Here is a 15904-nt window from a genome sequence, read left to right on the forward strand (position 1 = left end):
GCCCTCAAAGAAGCCACTTGGGAGTTTATAAAGGACTTCTCAGAGGGAAAAGACTGGTTAAGGCCATTTTTTGTCGGTGCTGTCAATGCGTAAGTTCTAGAGTAGATTAAATCGTATTATAATACAACTTATAACGGCAAAGCGTTGGTAAAAAATGCCGGACTTTAATAAAAAAAAGAATTTAGCCAGATTTAGCTTTAGCCAGCGTGGGTCAATTGAACCGCGATTGAGCCGCTTGAATGTAGGTTTTATCATGGCGCGCCTCTCCATATAGAGGTGTGCGTATTAGTACCCAGCCTCTCTTTGGTGCCTTACAGCTAGCAACGTTGTTAACGCATTCTCAGTACGATACAAGGCAACATAACCACTGCTACCAAAGTCAATCAGCCACTTCCTGAACTCAGGCTCCATGCCATCAACAGGCCGACCAACTTCAGGTTGATGGGCTAGAATTTTCACGCTGGAACGGATTGTTTTGATGGCACGGCTGGCAGACTTTTCGTCTTTATTTGCCAGAAACGGGTGGAGCCGCTGAACATCTCTAAGGGCAGAAGGTGACCATATCAATCGTGACACTTAGGAATCTCCGCATCTTCTCCGGCTTCAAGTTTGGCCAACCATGCATCTGCTTCTTCAAGCGTCAGGTGCATGCTATTTTCCTGATAGGTTTCCCAGGCATTGAGGGCATCCTGCTTTAAGGCTTCTTTCTTTTCCTCACAAGCAACATAATGACGAATTGCCTCACACATAATCCAGTGGGCAGATCGCTGTTTGGTTTCAGCCAAGTGCTGAATCCTCCTTTTCAAATCCTCATCAAGCTTTACTGAAGTAGTGGCCATCCTTTCCTCCTTTGGTAGTAAAAGGTGTTACCTATTAATACTACACCACGATAACAGGAAGTAAAGAAACCCCTCGTTTTGAAATGGACCCCAAAGAGGGTGTTGCAAAAGTGGTATAGACAGGCAATCACCTCTACTTTCGTCATTCCCACAAAGGGGTGACGTGACGGCGGCGATGGACTCCTGCTTTTCCAGGAATGAAAGAAAAAGTTCAGACAGGTGTATTTAACCTTTTTGCGACACCCTCCAGAAGTGCCCTCCAGAAGTGCGGGAGTTTACGCGCTTTCGATAATTGATTTTACCACCGAAAGAAACAGCCTTTAGCTTAAATGCGGACGTAACCAACGCTCAGCCGTTTCAACAGAGATGCCTTTTCGCCTGGCGTAATGGGCCAGTTGTTCCTGATCAATCAATCCCAACCCAAAATACCTGGATTGAGGGTGAGAAAAATACCATCCGCTGACACTCGCCGCTGGCAGCATGGCAAAGTGTTCTGTCAGGGAAATGCCCGTTGCCGATTCTGCATCGAGCAGAGTAAACAGTGTCATTTTTTCAGTATGATCCGGGCAGGCGGGATAGCCAGGGGCAGGGCGAATACCCTGGTAGCGTTCTTTGATCAGCTCTTCGTTTGAGTGCTGTTCATCCATACAGTATCCCCAGAATTCTTTGCGCACACGCTCGTGCATATGCTCGGCGAAAGCTTCTGCAAGCCGGTCGGCCAGCGCTTTGACCATAATACTGTTGTAGTCATCGCCGTCATCCTGATATTGCCTGGCTAGCTCATCAGCTCCTGTCCCTGTTGTTACAGCAAATCCTCCCACGTAATCCTGTAAACCTGTTTCGGTGGGGGCGATATAATCTGACAGGCAATAATTCGGTTTTCCTTCGGGGCGAATACTCTGCTGGCGAAGGTGATGCAGTGTCGTGTGAATGTGTGTTCTGGCATCATCACTGTAGATGGCGATATCATCCTGGCTGACTTGCGCTGCTGGCCAAAAGCCAATCACTGCCCGCGCCACGACGCGCTCGTTGGCAACAAGATCATTCAGCATTACCTGTGCGTCTTTATACAGGTGGGTGGCCGCCTCTCCCACAACCGGGTCTTCAAGGATTGCCGGAAATTTACCGGCCAAATCCCAGGTCATAAAAAAAGGCGTCCAGTCAATATAATCCACCAGTTGTTTCAGGGGGTAGTTGTCAAAGGTTTTTGTACCGGTGAATGTGGGCGTTGGTGGCGTATACCCCTGCCAGTCGGGTTGAAAGCGATTATTGACGGCTTTTTCGTAGCTTAACAGAGGCTTGCGCTTATGCCGGTTAGCATGGCGTTCACGGATACTGTGGTACTCACTACGGGTTTTATCGGTCAGCAGGGTTTTTAGTGTCGGGTTGACCAGTTGACTGGCAATACCCACACTGCGGGAGGCATCGGTGACGTAGATGGCCAGGTCATTTTGATAGTGTTGTTCAATTTTTACCGCTGTGTGGGCTCTTGAGGTGGTAGCACCACCGATCATCAAAGGAATAGTAAACCCCTGTCGCTGCATTTCTGAGGCCACATGCACCATTTCATCCAGTGAGGGTGTTATCAGCCCACTAAGACCGATAATATCCACTTGCTCCTCTTTTGCCGTTTGCAGAATTTTTTCACAAGGCACCATGACACCAAGGTCGATAATCTCAAAATTGTTACAAGCCAGCACCACGCCCACAATATTTTTGCCAATATCGTGCACATCGCCTTTTACGGTGGCCATGAGGATTTTGCCATTGGATTTTACATCACCGCCTTTTTCTTCCTCGATAAAAGGCACAAGATGAGCGACCGCCTGTTTCATCACGCGGGCACTTTTAACCACTTGGGGTAGAAACATTTTGCCGTCGCCAAACAGGTCACCAACCACGTTCATCCCTGCCATCAATGGGCCTTCAATCACTTCAATGGGGCGGCTGACGCTCTGGCGAGCAGCTTCGGTATCTTCAATAATGTGGCTGGTAATCCCTTTTACCAACGCATGTTCCAGACGTTTCTCTACGGGCCATTCACGCCATATGTCGTCTGTATTCTGTCTTTCAGTGCCACCGCTGTCACGGTATTTTTCAGCAATATCGAGCAGTGCGTCGGTAGCATCAGGGCTTTCATTAAGAACAACCGCTTCAACGGCCACTTTTAGATCGGCTGGAATATCTTCATAAATTGCCAGCTGGCCGGCATTGACAATCCCCATGGACAGACCGGCTTTAATGCCGTGGTAGAGAAACACCGAGTGGATAGCTTCACGCACGGGGTTATTACCACGGAAAGAAAAAGATACGTTGCTGACGCCTCCCGAGATCATCGCATGGGGCAGGTTGTCCCGAATGTAAGCGGTGGCATTAATAAAATCGACGGCATAGTTATTATGTTCTTCAATGCCGGTGGCAACGGCAAAGATATTAGGATCAAAAATAATATCTTCAGGCGGGAAACCCAGCTCGTGAACGAGTATATCGTAGGACCGTTGGCAGATGTCATTTTTACGCGCCTCAGAATCGGCTTGCCCTGTTTCATCAAAGGCCATAACCACCACAGCAGCACCGTAGTTTCTGCATTGGCGGGCGTGCTCTTTGAACAGTGCTTCCCCTTCTTTGAGGCTGATGGAGTTGACAATACCCTTGCCCTGAATGCATTGCAGGCCCGCTTCAATGACGTCCCATTTCGATGAATCGACCATGACAGGGACGCGGGAAATATCCGGTTCCGAGGCCAGCATATTTAAAAAGGTCACCATGGCTCCTTTGGCATCAAGCATGCCTTCGTCCATGTTGATATCAATGACCTGCGCACCGTTTTCTACCTGGTGACGGGCAACATCCAAAGCCGTTTCATAGTCTTCTGCCAGAATCAGCTTTTTAAAACGGGCTGAGCCTGTGACGTTACATCGCTCTCCGACATTGACAAACAAAGAATCGCTGGCAATGGTAAACGGCTCCAGACCACTGAGACGGCAAGCGACTGGGCGAGCAGGCACAGCACGTTTTTTTATCCGTGCCATACGCTCAGCGATGACTTGAATATGTTCTGGCGTAGTACCACAACAACCGCCAACAATATTGACCAGGCCGCAGTGGGCGAACTCTGTCAAAATGTCAGCCATTTCTTCAGGGGTTTGATCGTATTCACCAAAGGCATTGGGAAGGCCGGCGTTAGGGTGAGCACTGACGCAGGTATCAGCGATGGTCGACAGTTCTTCAAGGTAAGGCCGTAATTCACTGGCACCGAGGGCACAATTCAAGCCAACAGAGAAAGGATTGGCATGACGAACAGAGTTCCAGAATGCCTCAGTGGTCTGGCCGGATAAGGTTCGCCCGGAGGCATCTGTGATTGTCCCTGAAATCATAACCGGCAAGGTAAAGCCGAGGTCATCAAAGACGGCATTGACACTGTAAATGGCCGCTTTTGCATTGAGTGTATCAAACACCGTTTCAATCAGAATGATATCAGCGCCACCCTCAATCAATGCCAGGGTGGCTTCGCGGTAGGCAATAACTAACTCGTCAAAGGTAACATTACGAAAACCGGGATTGTTGACATCAGGAGAAATAGAGGCGGTCCGGTTTGTTGGCCCTAATACTCCGGCAACAAACCGGGGTTTATCCGGTGTTTTTGCTGAAAATGCATCGGCAGCTGCCCGTGCTAAGCGAGCGCTTTCAACGTTGATTTCAGTGGTCAAATCTTCCATGGCGTAGTCAGCCATGGCAATGGTAGTGGCATTGAAGGTATTGGTCTCAATAATATCAGCACCGGCAGCAAGGTACGCCCGGTGAATCCCCTCAATGATATCGGGCTGCGTCAGACTCAGGAGGTCATTGTTTCCCTTAACATCACAGCAATGCCTGGCAAAGCGGCTGCCCCGGTAGGCCTGCTCATCAAGTTGATGGGTCTGGATCATTGTGCCCATGGCACCATCGAGAATCAGAATACGTTGCTGAATCTGCTTCTGAAGCAGGTGTGTCCGGTGTCGTTGTCGTTCGCTCATTGACTGACCGCAAGTCCTGTCCCGTTAACTTTATGGTCGCCATGGTATACTTAAACGACGTCAATATACCAGATCTGGACATGAAAACGAGCAGCTTTGCGTTGAATGAGCAGCGACAATTTATATTTTACCGCTGTCATATACCCGCGAGGGCGGGGAGCCACTGTTGTGGTGGATTGTTGCCTTCGCGGGAATGACGAACCGCTGGTATTTTCTGAAATGCACCTACTCTAAGCGGATGTACAGGTGTTTTTGGGCAGGTTTGATGCTTTTTTCAAGCATAAACTCATCAAAGACAGTACGCTGATGATGAAAGTCACCATGGCTAATGATGTAGTGCCTGCCTCCGGCAGCGCACTGACCAGACCACTGATAATACTGGCTAATACCATTTCAACAAAAAATAGCAGGCCAGAGGCCGTACCAATATTGTCTTTCATCGACTCTGTTGCCCGCGCCTGACAAATGGGCAAATAAACGCCCAGGCCAAGCTCGTAAACAGAGATACCGGTAATATACCCAGCCACTGATTCTCCTTGACTGAAATAGCCTGATACCAGGCTTATTCCGGCACCTGTGAGTAACAGTAGAGCGGACAGTTTTAAACAGTTGTCATAGCCCAATTGTTTGCTCAGCTTTGGGGCATACAGGGTACTGACCATGAAAGACGCAATAGCGATGGCAAACAGAAGGCCGTACTGGGTGGGTGACAGAGAAAGCGCGCCAATAAATACAAAGGCGCCTCCGGTAACGAAAACAAAGGCACCGGAAAAAGCCGTACCTGAAGCAAAGCAATAGCGCAGATAGTGACGGTTGGTGAGAACTTCTCTGTAGGCCGAAAGGGGAGAGGTGCGTTGTTTGGGGGTAACAGGTTGGTATTTTTCGGGCAGCAGGGGCAGAACAGCAATTGCCATCAATGCCAGTGCGGCCATGGTCAGGAAATTCATGTGCCAGCCGGCGTACTCCTGTATAAATCCACCGGCAACAGGGGCGGCCATGGGGGCGATGGTCAGGCAGCCAGCAATGTAGGCAAGTATACGGACTTGATTTTTATCCCGGTAATAGTCCCTGGCAATGGTACGCGCTATTGCTGTGCCAAAACAGCCAAATACCGCCTGAAAAAAACGTGCGGCAATGAAAACGTGGATATGCTCTGTCGTCAGGGCGATAAACGTTGCCAACAGGAAGATAAGATAGCCACCAAGCAAGGTCTTTTTTCGTCCGTAGCGGTCGGCCAGTGGGCCGCAAATCAGCATAGAGACGGAAAAGCCGACCATAAACAGGCCAACACTCCACTGTGATGTCGCGCTTGTGGTATGAAAATACTCTGTGATGGCGGGTAAGGATGGCGTAAAAATATCAATGGATACAGGCCCTATTACCGCAAATAAAGTCAGCATAACAAGGACTAGCGGAGCATGCTGCTCCGGGATAAGTTGTTTCATGTACATGTTCTTGGGTTTTGATTTGCTCTTAGCCTAGGAGCTTGTCGGACTTAAGGCAATTTCGGCCTGAAATCCAGAAAGAGCGGCCATATTTTCCGATGAATTTGCTTAACTTAAATAGGTCAACTATTCGCACAAATCCATCGAAAAATCTGACTCGCTCTACTGAATTTCACGCAAGCTTAAGCCCGACTAGATCAATGATCAGGACTGTGCTTTTTTCAGGCAGAATTAACTGTTTTGAAGTCTTTCACAGGCTTCTCAGCAGAAGCGCCACGAAGGTTAAATAACGTAGGTAAATGAAAGACTTGTGTCAGGTTTACGGGTTTTATTCTGGCATAAAGGACGGCAGTTTTCTATTCGGGAAAGTCAATGTTCGACAATTTGACGTTCAAGGTAGCGGTAAAAGTAGCAGCATCAGTAGCGGTGGTGAAAAGCTAATCATGGGGAACAGGCATTCATTTGATACGTTCATTGGAGGCAATCAGGGATGTTCGGATTCTGCTCAATAGCTTAGAATAACGCCAACACATTTGAAGGCGTATCAGTGATGAATATTACGATTACAGAAGCAGCGCAAAACTATCTTAAGCAGCTTTTAATTAAGCAAAATGTGGAGGGAATAGGTGTCCGGTTATTTGTCAGTCAGCCAGGAACCCCCCATGCTGAGACTTGCCTGGCTTATTGTAAACCCGAAGAGGCAAGGCCAACCGACTTGATGCTACCTCTGGATGCTTTCCCATGCCATGTGGAAGCGGGCAGTGAGCTATTTTTGGAAGAAGCTGTTGTAGATTTTGCTGAGGACAAGCTCGGTGGTCAGTTAACGATTAAAGCCCCGAATGCGAAAGTCCCTCAGGTTAATGCGGATAGCCCCTTGAATGAACGTATTAATTATGTGTTGCAAACAGAAATCAATCCCGGGCTGGCCTCCCATGGTGGAATGGTCTCATTAATAGAAATTAATGATGATGTTGCCATATTGCAATTTGGGGGGGGCTGTCAGGGCTGTGGAATGGTTGATATGACATTAAAGGACGGTGTTGAACGAACATTGCTTGATGCCATCCCTGAGCTAAAAGGCGTCAGGGATGTAACGGATCATAGTGTGCGTGAGAATGCATACTATAAATAAAAATCAGGAGAAGTCTGAAGCAACTGACGGTTGTTTATACCGTCAGTTGAGATAAGGGTTTCAATGATATTAAATTATCCAATCATATTTAGAAATCACAAAAAAAATTACCCTTCCTTTTAACAATACCGCGGACAGTTTTAGACAGTCTGGTGTCTGATACTACAAGGTCTACAACTCAAAGGGATGATTTTATAGTAACTCAACGGTAGGCGTGAGTTACCATAAAATAACGATACACCTTCGGGCCTTTGGCAGCCGTGGGCCTTAAGCATCAAAAACTGTCCACAGTATTGTTTTAAATAATAACTACATAATAATTGCGGCACTGTCACTAGGAGTATTTCGGACGTTTGTGCGAATAGTTGACCTATAATTATCTTAAGTAAAAGTCAATAAGATAGTCCTTTAAGAACCAGCTATTCTATGACGGGGCATGGAAATTTATGAAAAAACCCACGGTCATCTATGGCATTTTCAGCCATTAGCGGTAAAGATAATAATTATACGAAACCATAAATCTCTACAACGGCTATTTTGTCTTTTTCCTTTCTGGAAGGGAGAAAAAGTCAACCCTTATGACCCTGACGACCCCAGACTAACAACTGTGAAACGTTATAAACAACTGATACTGTCAAACTTTTTTGTGACTGTTAATGCCTGTAATCACCGACATCTGGTAGAAGCTAACCTGGATATAGAATCAAGAAGTGATCTTGCGTTATGTACAGAAGTACTTGATGGTAACTACCATTACAAGGTGCTTACTAATGAGTTGGTACCTACCATTTGTCCTATTTGTGCAGCAATCCTCATACAAAGAATTAATAACATGCCATTAGAGCCAAAAAATAATCATCAGCCCGGCACGCTTAATAAGCATCAGAATACCCCCCAGCTTTGCCTCGATTTAGTAGCCTTAACAGCCACTACTTCGGAAAATACTGATGATATGATAGAAGATTATAGGCAATGTGAATTGCTTCTGTGACGGTTCCGATAAACGACTATTGTCTATCGGAATAGAAAAAAAGTATTAATCCCCTAACGGCGCCTGGGTAAAACATCTTTAAGTTTATCACGTGTAGCGCGCAGGGACCGCTCTGTTGTTTCCCAGTCAATACAAGCATCAGTCACAGAGACTCCGTAGGTTAAATCATCCAGATTTAGCGAAATTTTCTGGTTACCCCAATTGAGATTACTTTCCATCATTAGTCCAATAATCGATCGATTACCTTCCAGTACCTGATTAGCAACGTTCTCCATAACCAAAGGTTGTAATGCAGGATCTTTATTTGAATTTGCGTGGGAGCAGTCAATCATAATATTTTTGGCAACACCGGCTTTTTCCAGTGCTTTTTCGCACAGGGCCACATTGACGGAGTCATAATTCGGCTTGTTATCTCCTCCTCTGAGCACAATGTGGCCATAGGGGTTACCTGATGTATGCGTGATTGCAACGCAACCCTTTCCGTTCAAACCCAAAAAGCGGTGGGGGCTGGAAACCGACTGCAAAGCGTTAATCGCAACACCAAGGCCACCATCAGTGCCATTTTTAAATCCAACAGCTGAAGATAAACCACTTGCCATTTCCCTGTGTGTTTGAGATTCAGTGGTGCGTGCGCCAATAGCAGACCAAGACACCAGATCCTGTAAGTATTGAGGTGATATGGGATCAAGTGCTTCCGTTGCCGTGGGCAAACCTAACTCAGCCACATCCATCAATAATTGGCGACCAATATGAAGCCCTTGTTCCATCTTAAAGGTGTCATTGAGATAGGGATCATTGATTAATCCTTTCCAGCCTGTGGTTGTCCTGGGTTTTTCAAAATAGACACGCATCACCAGATACAGGGTATCACCGAGTTCGTCTCTCAGTGCTTTGAGCCGCATGGCATAGTCTTTTGCTGCATCCACATCATGGATAGAGCAAGGCCCCACTACTATAAAAAGTCTATGATCCTTCCCATCAAGGATATCACGAATCACCTGGCGCCCTTCGGCGACGGATTGGGCAGCGGCTTCACTCACTGGAATGGCTTTTTTCAATGCTTCAGGTGAGATCAACACATCTTGAGAAGTTATATTCAGATTTTCAATGGGTGCAAAAGCCATCGTAAGCAGACTCTCATATTGACAGACATTCCCTTACGTCAAGGGAGATCGGTCACTTTAATTCAAAGCAAGTAGCATCTGCAAGCCCTAAAAGGCCGGAACAGGAATGATTCAGCCAGCTTTTCATTCGGATATTTTTTACAAATTCATTATCAAAGCATAACAAGCTACTGATATCAGACTATAATCTTCACGACCAGCTACTGGGTTCAGCTGGAATCGACTATTCTGGGTATACCTCACACGCTTTCGCCCCAATGCTCATCCAGACGGGCGGCAGGGACAGAAATAATGTTAACCATTGAAATATGGCCTAAAGCTATAAGAAGCCTAGTCGATGTATGAAAGTAGTCCTAAGAGTGGACGTAGATGCAACCCACGTACAAATTGAACATTGTCACTTTCCGGTTAGACCAGAGAGTACAGTCCCTTTTTTTGGTCAGTAATACCTAGCTCGATCGGAGGCCATCAATGAAGCTGCAACAACTGCGCTACGTCTGGGAAGTTGCTCACCACGACCTTAACGTATCAGCAACCGCACAAAGTCTGTATACATCCCAGCCCGGCATTAGCAAGCAGATTCGCCTTTTGGAAGATGAGCTGGGTGTAGAAGTATTTTCTCGAAGTGGTAAGCACCTGACACGAGTAACCCCCGCAGGTGAAAAAATCATTGATACTGCCGGCGAGATACTTCGTAAAGTAGAAAGTATTAAGCAGATTGCACAAGAGTTCAGCGATGAGAAAAAGGGCAGTTTGACTATAGCAACAACGCACACTCAGGCACGATACGCCCTGCCAACAATCATCAAGGATTTTATATCCCAATATCCCGATGTGTCACTAAATATGCATCAAGGTACACCTGTACAAATTGCTGAAATGGCAGCCGATGGCTCTGTGGATTTTGCCATTGCCACAGACGCACTTGAACTTTTTAATGAACTGGTAATGATGCCCTGCTACAGTTGGAACCGATGTGTCCTCGTCCCAAAGAACCATGCTTTGGCTCAGGTATCAGAACTTACGCTCCAGGATATTGCCCGTTTTCCTTTGGTAACCTATGTATTTGGGTTTACAGGTGCTTCAAAACTTGACGAAGCTTTTTTAAATGAAGGGTTATCACCAAAGGTGGTCTTTACCGCAGCAGATGCGGACGTAATAAAAACTTACGTCAGGCTTAATCTAGGTGTTGGGATTATTGCTAAAATGGCTTATGACCCTGATTTAGACTCAGATCTTATCCCTTTGAATGCAGACCACCTGTTTGAGCCGAGTGTAACAAAAATTGGCTTTCGCAGGGGAACATTCCTGCGTGGGTTCATGCATGACTTTATTGAAAAGTTTGCGCCTCATTTAACCAAAGATGTTATTCAGGAAGCCATTTGCAGACACAACAAAGCAGAACTTGATGAGTTATTTTCACACTTTCAGTTACCAAGTTGCTGAAAATATAATTTGTGCATGATAAGTGCAGTCATATGACTGCATATTTTCAACTTCTTAAGACATGTCAATCTTTGAGTAAATTTTCCTTGTTCTTGAGCATGAGAGTTTCTTTACCTGCTAAATAGCGTGAATTCGACGAATATCCTATTGTCATGCAAGGGATGCAGATATAAAAAGAACGAACTCTTGGGTAAAGACAGTTCATTTGAACGACATGTTGGCCTGCGAGTGGTACTCGGGTCAGGGCAAACGCATTAACATTATTTGATCAGCCCGAGAATATGACAAAGGTATTCTTCACTCCAGCCACAGTTCTTCCCCTTGTTCTTTATACCGATCTTAATTTTCCTTCTGACCGGCTGGCTAAGGCATTCACTAACTTGGGCAGGATCATTAAAACGGAATACATCCTGCGCTATATCACTGATAACGACCTGCGACGTATTGTTCAGTTCTAACTCAACAAAGGTGTAGTAGTCACAACCTGACCTGACACTTACACGACATAAATTGTTTGTACCGTCAGGTTAGATTCAGGCTATCTGCTTTTCCTTAGGGTGTTCTTTCTGATTAATACAATAAATTGCCATGTTGACAGAACAGAAAGTGTCTACTCTGATATCAGAAAATAGCCACCAACTGCCTGATATTATAATGACCGCCTCTATTGTATCCAGCCCCGTCCAGAAAGGCAAAATGGGCGAAAGCTTTCCTACAAGCATCAGGTTGCTAAATGTTATGAAACCCCTTACGGGGCGGTCTCTGTGGAGAGGGCTGTCTATCAGGGCAGTGGCGGCGGCGCGACACTATCACCTCTTGACTTAAGTGCCGGTATTATCGGCTCGGCAACGCCAAAGCTGGCCAAGATGGTGGCCTGGAAATACAGCAAAATGGCTGCGCCCGCTGTTGAGGAAGACTTGAAAACTAATCACAATCGAAAGCTGGCTCGCTCCTACATCAAACGGTTATCGGATGATGTTGGCGCGCTTGCTGAAACCTATGAAGATAGCGGGTACGACCTCCCTGAATTTGATGTACCTGTGTCGTCTGTTGCTATTGGCCTTGATGGCACTTGCATGCTGCTGTGCGATGATGGGTGGCGTGAAGCCATGTGTGGAGCATTAAGCCTGTATGATGACACAGGGAACCGGCTTCACACGGTATACACAGCGGCAGCACCCGAATATGGCAAGTCTGCTTTTCTGAGTCGACTTGAACAAGAAATCCAGAAGGTAAAGGCTCTTTATCCTGAAGCTGATTATATTGGAGTAGCAGACGGAGCTCGTGAAAACTGGCTGTTCCTAAAAAGGCATACCTCTTTTCAGATCCTCGATTTTTATCATTTATCTGAATATGTATCAGATGCTTCCCATGCCTTATTTCCAGATAATGAAGGCCAACGAAAGATCTGGTTGGAAGACTGGCTGCACAGATTGAAGCACAAGCAAGGAACCGCGCAACGGCTGCTGAGTTTATTAGAATCTACTGAACTGCCTAAAAAAACGACATCACTCGTTGAAAAGCGTTATAAAGCCGTTAGCTATCTGTAGCTGCTTGCAAACAAGATCAGTTCTGCCTGCAAACAAGGGCACTTTTGTGCCCGAATTAAATGAGAATAAGAGTATGGTCATGCTCACATTAAGTGAGAATGTGCCCGAATTAAGTGAGAATAGCCTGCAAACAGCCTTTTCTGCCCGAATTAAGTGATAATAACGCCACCCCTTGCTAGCCGCATGATGTAGCCCAGAATAGATAGTCTTTTCAAAGCGTAGTTTATACACTACACTTTATTTATGATCACCATTAAAGAAACTGAAACCTACCGTAAGTGGGAACGGAAGCTGAAGGACTCCCGAGCAAAAGCCATGATAGCGGCTCGGGTATTTCGTCTGGCCAATGGCCTGCCCGGTGATGTTTCCCCGGTTGGGCAGGGTGTCAGCGAGCTAAGAATTCATTATGGCCCTGGCTACCGGGTGTACTTTCGCCAACAGGGGGATGAAATCATTCTTCTGTTGTGTGGAGGGAACAAAAGCACACAGAGCAAAGATATAGAGGTTGCTAAACAACTGGCAAAAGAATGGAGGAAAAATGATGACTGAACCCGTATACGATTATGACCCCGCTGCGGCACTGGACAGCCCGGAAGCCAGAGAGGTGTTTATCGCCGATGCTTTTGAAACTGGCGATGCATCTTATATTGCCAAGGCACTGGGGGTTGTTGCCCGGGCTGAGGGTATGAGCAGCATTGCTCGGCAAACCGGCCTTTCCAGGGAGCAGCTGTACCGATCATTCAGCGAAGATGGAAACCCAACCTTAAAAACGATCCTGAACGTTATGCAGGCTCTGGGGTTTAGTATCACGCCAAAATCACAAAAAGCCTGACCTTGAACAACTAAATTATCTCCACTCCCATCATTGAGCAGTTTGGAAAAACGATCGTTTTTTCAGACTGCTGGCCATCGAGGAATGCCCCGACTGGATGCCTTGCAAAATAGTATGAGTTAGCCGTTTATCTTTTTATCGTCTACCTTTTCCATGAACGATTGAGTATTCCCTACCATCAGGAGCTGCCTGTCATGAAAATAGGGTATGCCCGTTTGACATCCTCCCACTGCTTTAGCAGTGGGAGGATGTCAAAAAATCATGCGCTGTCCGCCGAATGAGGCGGATGAACAACCAGGGCATCAACAGAGCACCCGTTCTCAGTGATAAGCAGCTCAAGCGCCTACTATATGTTGCTAGTGATACCCGCAATCCTGAACGGAACCGGCTCATCATATGGCTTCTGTTTGGGGCTTGATGTCGTATATCTGAGGTTGCACAGCTTGAAATAAAGCATGTGATGACACGAGAAGGCTTCCTCAGGATGCAGGTTGTCTTGCCTGCAAAGTACAGTAAAAACGGAAAGGCTGGGACTCTCCTCTTTTACTCTCCAAGACTCAGGAATGCTCTTGAAGAGTATGTAGCGTTCAGAGTTAAAAAAAGGTTGATGATGAGCGGTAATAGCGACGATTACCGTGGGCTGCGGAAGGATTCAAAACTGATTTTGAGTGAGAATAAGCACGGCTATGCCCTAAAAAAGAAAGACGGAAGTATTGTAAACCACTGGGCTTGTGATACCTTGCAGGCCGTGATTACACAATGGGGTAAGGATGCTGGTATTCCCGACTTTTCCAGCCATTCTGGTAGGCGTATATTGGCTGCTCGAATAGCGCACTTGAAAGCAACAGAGCTAACGCTTTGCACTGTGCTACGCCACTCAACTCTTGATATGCCATACGCATATATTGAGTCAGATGATATAGCAGAGCAAAAAATACTGGAAGAGCTTTACTCTGTAAGTACTACAAAATAAAGATAAATACTAGGATAATGCTCAGTAGTGGCTAAGACGTGTTGTGATTGTACACGTATACAAGCTTCATTCTTCATTAGGGATATTAATGGCTATATTTGAATATACAAAAAGCGAGTTTGCGGAGAAGCTACATAAAGTGGTTTCACCAAACGGACCAATTATCTCATGTGAGCATTTGGTTGGACGACAGGATCAGCTTGATCGGATTGAAAAAGCGCTGTATTCGCCTGGGAGAAACATATTCATTTACGGTGAGCGAGGTGTTGGTAAGACATCTCTTGCTGCTACCGCTGCGAACCTGTGGCAGAGTTCTGACTCTGATTATATTGATATATCATGTGCGCCAGATACAACGGTAAAATCACTTGTTGCTAATATAGCTTCTCAAGCGGTTAAAGCTACATGGATGACAGAGTCTAAGATAACCGAACAAGCTAACATTGGATGCAAATGGCTGTCATATTCGTTGAAAAGTGAAGTTTCATCCACAGATTTAGCATCAAAAATACATGGCCTTAGTGATGCTTTGGAGATTTTAAAGGAAGTCGCCAGTATTCATTCAAGCTCTCCGGTCGTTGTTGTTGATGAAGTGGACCGCATAGAGGATGAAGGAGAGGTTGATTTATTAGCAGACTTGCTAAAACAACTCGGCGACAAAAGAGTGAAACTAAAATTTATTTTCACTGGGGTTGGTAGCACTCTGCATGAAATTTTAGGTGCCCATCGTTCTGCTATACGACAACTTGAAACGATTGAGCTTCCTAGACTCAGTTGGAATGCAAGATGGGAAATTGCAATCAATGCATTAAAGGCGTTTAACATAGATATTCCAAAAGAAATATACATTCGTCTTGCTGCTGTAAGTGATGGTTATCCTTACTACGTACATTTGATAGTTGAAAGACTACTTTGGCACCTTTTTGAAAAAGAAGAAGAAGCAATTGTTGTTTCATGGGATGATTATTATAAGGCTTTAGATGACGCCATATTTGGTATTGAAGCTGAATTAAATAGACCATACCAGCTTGCAGTTAATCAAAGGGAGAGAGCCTATGAGCATGTAGTATGGTCAACTTGTGCGGATGAATGGCAGGGCGCATCTCTTCAAGAAATGTATAGTCAGTATAAAAATATTGTACCTCAAATTGATGGTGTTGATGAACTTCCATATGAAAAATACACCTCTAGAATTAGAAATTTGTTAAAAGATAGTCATGGAGCCATTCTGAAGAAAGGAAAAAAGAAGGGCTACTATGAATACCGAGAAAAAGTGCTCAGAGGTTATATACGTATGCAGGCTGAGGCTAATAGGGTGGAGATTATTAGTCAGGAAGCTAAAGTTGAAATTCAGAGCTATATGCGTGCTCCAGCAAAAAACTTAGGATATCATAAATCAGTTATCCCAAAAGGTGTTAAACAAAACTAAAAATGCAAGCAATTTGTAGTTTAGTAAAGCTGGATTCAAGCAATAAGTGCAACAGACTTCCCAGTGTAGACCTCAAGCGGTGTTAATCCACCAAGAACCTTGCGAGGCATGCTATTTATCATAAACT

General features: G+C 45.6%; 14 protein-coding genes. 9 read left to right on the top strand and 5 right to left on the bottom strand.

What is annotated here, in order from left to right; all coding sequences use genetic code 11:
* Positions 1–285 precede the first annotated feature (285 nt).
* From V4C51_RS14430 to V4C51_RS14445, 4 genes are all read right to left on the bottom strand, one after another.
* Complete coding sequence (locus V4C51_RS14430; protein ID WP_330926887.1) at positions 286–576, bottom strand: type II toxin-antitoxin system RelE/ParE family toxin; 291 nt, start codon at positions 574–576, stop codon at positions 286–288.
* On the bottom strand, positions 564–839 hold the full coding sequence (locus V4C51_RS14435) for a CopG family ribbon-helix-helix protein (protein ID WP_330926888.1): 276 nt from the start codon (positions 837–839) through the stop codon (positions 564–566). Before V4C51_RS14435 ends, V4C51_RS14430 begins: the two co-directional genes overlap by 13 nt.
* A gap of 320 nt (positions 840–1159) precedes the next feature.
* On the bottom strand, positions 1160–4855 hold the full coding sequence (gene metH / locus V4C51_RS14440) for a methionine synthase (protein WP_330926889.1): 3696 nt from the start codon (positions 4853–4855) through the stop codon (positions 1160–1162).
* A 230-nt stretch (positions 4856–5085) separates the two neighbouring features.
* Complete coding sequence (locus V4C51_RS14445; RefSeq protein WP_330926890.1) at positions 5086–6300, bottom strand: multidrug effflux MFS transporter; 1215 nt, start codon at positions 6298–6300, stop codon at positions 5086–5088.
* A gap of 550 nt (positions 6301–6850) precedes the next feature.
* On the opposite strand from V4C51_RS14445, the gene nfuA reads away from it, so the two are divergent.
* Both nfuA and V4C51_RS14455 read left to right on the top strand, forming a co-directional pair.
* Positions 6851–7432: a Fe-S biogenesis protein NfuA gene (nfuA, locus tag V4C51_RS14450; RefSeq protein ID WP_476577896.1), complete on the top strand. Its 582-nt coding sequence runs from the start codon at positions 6851–6853 to the stop codon at positions 7430–7432.
* Positions 7433–7868: 436 nt separating this feature from the next.
* Positions 7869–8423, top strand: a complete 555-nt coding sequence (locus tag V4C51_RS14455; RefSeq protein WP_330926892.1) for a hypothetical protein — start codon at positions 7869–7871, stop codon at positions 8421–8423.
* 53 nt (positions 8424–8476) lie between these two features.
* On the opposite strand, the gene V4C51_RS14460 is transcribed toward V4C51_RS14455, so the two are convergent.
* Positions 8477–9547, bottom strand: a complete 1071-nt coding sequence (locus tag V4C51_RS14460; protein ID WP_330926893.1) for a 3-deoxy-7-phosphoheptulonate synthase — start codon at positions 9545–9547, stop codon at positions 8477–8479.
* Between the two features lie 471 nt (positions 9548–10018).
* On the opposite strand from V4C51_RS14460, the gene cysB reads away from it, so the two are divergent.
* The 7 genes from cysB (at position 10019) to V4C51_RS14495 (ending at position 15777) form a co-directional block, all read left to right on the top strand.
* The gene (gene cysB, locus V4C51_RS14465; RefSeq protein ID WP_330926894.1) at positions 10019–10993 is read left to right on the top strand and encodes an HTH-type transcriptional regulator CysB; all 975 of its coding nucleotides are present in this window, start codon (positions 10019–10021) and stop codon (positions 10991–10993) included.
* A 281-nt stretch (positions 10994–11274) separates the two neighbouring features.
* Entirely contained in the window at positions 11275–11451 is a 177-nt protein-coding gene (locus tag V4C51_RS14470) for a Tn3 family transposase (protein WP_330926895.1), read from the top strand.
* Between the two features lie 306 nt (positions 11452–11757).
* A complete protein-coding gene (locus V4C51_RS14475) occupies positions 11758–12543 on the top strand; it encodes a hypothetical protein (RefSeq protein WP_330926896.1) in 786 nt (261 codons plus the stop codon).
* 243 nt (positions 12544–12786) lie between these two features.
* A complete protein-coding gene (locus V4C51_RS14480) occupies positions 12787–13092 on the top strand; it encodes a type II toxin-antitoxin system RelE/ParE family toxin (RefSeq protein ID WP_330926897.1) in 306 nt (101 codons plus the stop codon).
* Complete coding sequence (locus tag V4C51_RS14485) at positions 13082–13375, top strand: addiction module antidote protein (protein WP_330926898.1); 294 nt, start codon at positions 13082–13084, stop codon at positions 13373–13375. Before V4C51_RS14480 ends, V4C51_RS14485 begins: the two co-directional genes overlap by 11 nt.
* 457 nt (positions 13376–13832) lie before the next feature.
* Positions 13833–14348 (top strand): hypothetical protein, encoded by a 516-nt coding sequence (locus V4C51_RS14490; protein WP_330926899.1) that lies wholly within the window; start codon positions 13833–13835, stop codon positions 14346–14348.
* 88 nt (positions 14349–14436) lie between these two features.
* On the top strand, positions 14437–15777 hold the full coding sequence (locus V4C51_RS14495) for an ATP-binding protein (protein WP_330926900.1): 1341 nt from the start codon (positions 14437–14439) through the stop codon (positions 15775–15777).
* Positions 15778–15904: the final 127 nt, after the last annotated feature.

It is taken from the genome of Candidatus Sororendozoicomonas aggregata (genome assembly GCF_031528575.1).
GTDB lineage: Bacteria > Pseudomonadota > Gammaproteobacteria > Pseudomonadales > Endozoicomonadaceae > Endonucleibacter > Endonucleibacter aggregata.

Excerpts from the sequence above, each read along its gene's own strand:
- V4C51_RS14435 (WP_330926888.1), bottom strand. The coding sequence starts at position 839 with ATGGCCACTACTTCAGTAAAGCTTGATGAGGATTTGAAAAGGAGGATT.
- metH (WP_330926889.1), bottom strand. The coding sequence starts at position 4,855 with ATGAGCGAACGACAACGACACCGGACACACCTGCTTCAGAAGCAGATT.
- V4C51_RS14445 (WP_330926890.1), bottom strand. The coding sequence starts at position 6,300 with ATGAAACAACTTATCCCGGAGCAGCATGCTCCGCTAGTCCTTGTTATG.
- nfuA (WP_476577896.1), top strand. The coding sequence starts at position 6,851 with ATGAATATTACGATTACAGAAGCAGCGCAAAACTATCTTAAGCAGCTT.
- V4C51_RS14455 (WP_330926892.1), top strand. The coding sequence starts at position 7,869 with ATGGAAATTTATGAAAAAACCCACGGTCATCTATGGCATTTTCAGCCA.
- V4C51_RS14460 (WP_330926893.1), bottom strand. The coding sequence starts at position 9,547 with ATGGCTTTTGCACCCATTGAAAATCTGAATATAACTTCTCAAGATGTG.
- cysB (WP_330926894.1), top strand. The coding sequence starts at position 10,019 with ATGAAGCTGCAACAACTGCGCTACGTCTGGGAAGTTGCTCACCACGAC.
- V4C51_RS14470 (WP_330926895.1), top strand. The coding sequence starts at position 11,275 with ATGACAAAGGTATTCTTCACTCCAGCCACAGTTCTTCCCCTTGTTCTT.
- V4C51_RS14480 (WP_330926897.1), top strand. The coding sequence starts at position 12,787 with ATGATCACCATTAAAGAAACTGAAACCTACCGTAAGTGGGAACGGAAG.
- V4C51_RS14485 (WP_330926898.1), top strand. The coding sequence starts at position 13,082 with ATGATGACTGAACCCGTATACGATTATGACCCCGCTGCGGCACTGGAC.
- V4C51_RS14495 (WP_330926900.1), top strand. The coding sequence starts at position 14,437 with ATGGCTATATTTGAATATACAAAAAGCGAGTTTGCGGAGAAGCTACAT.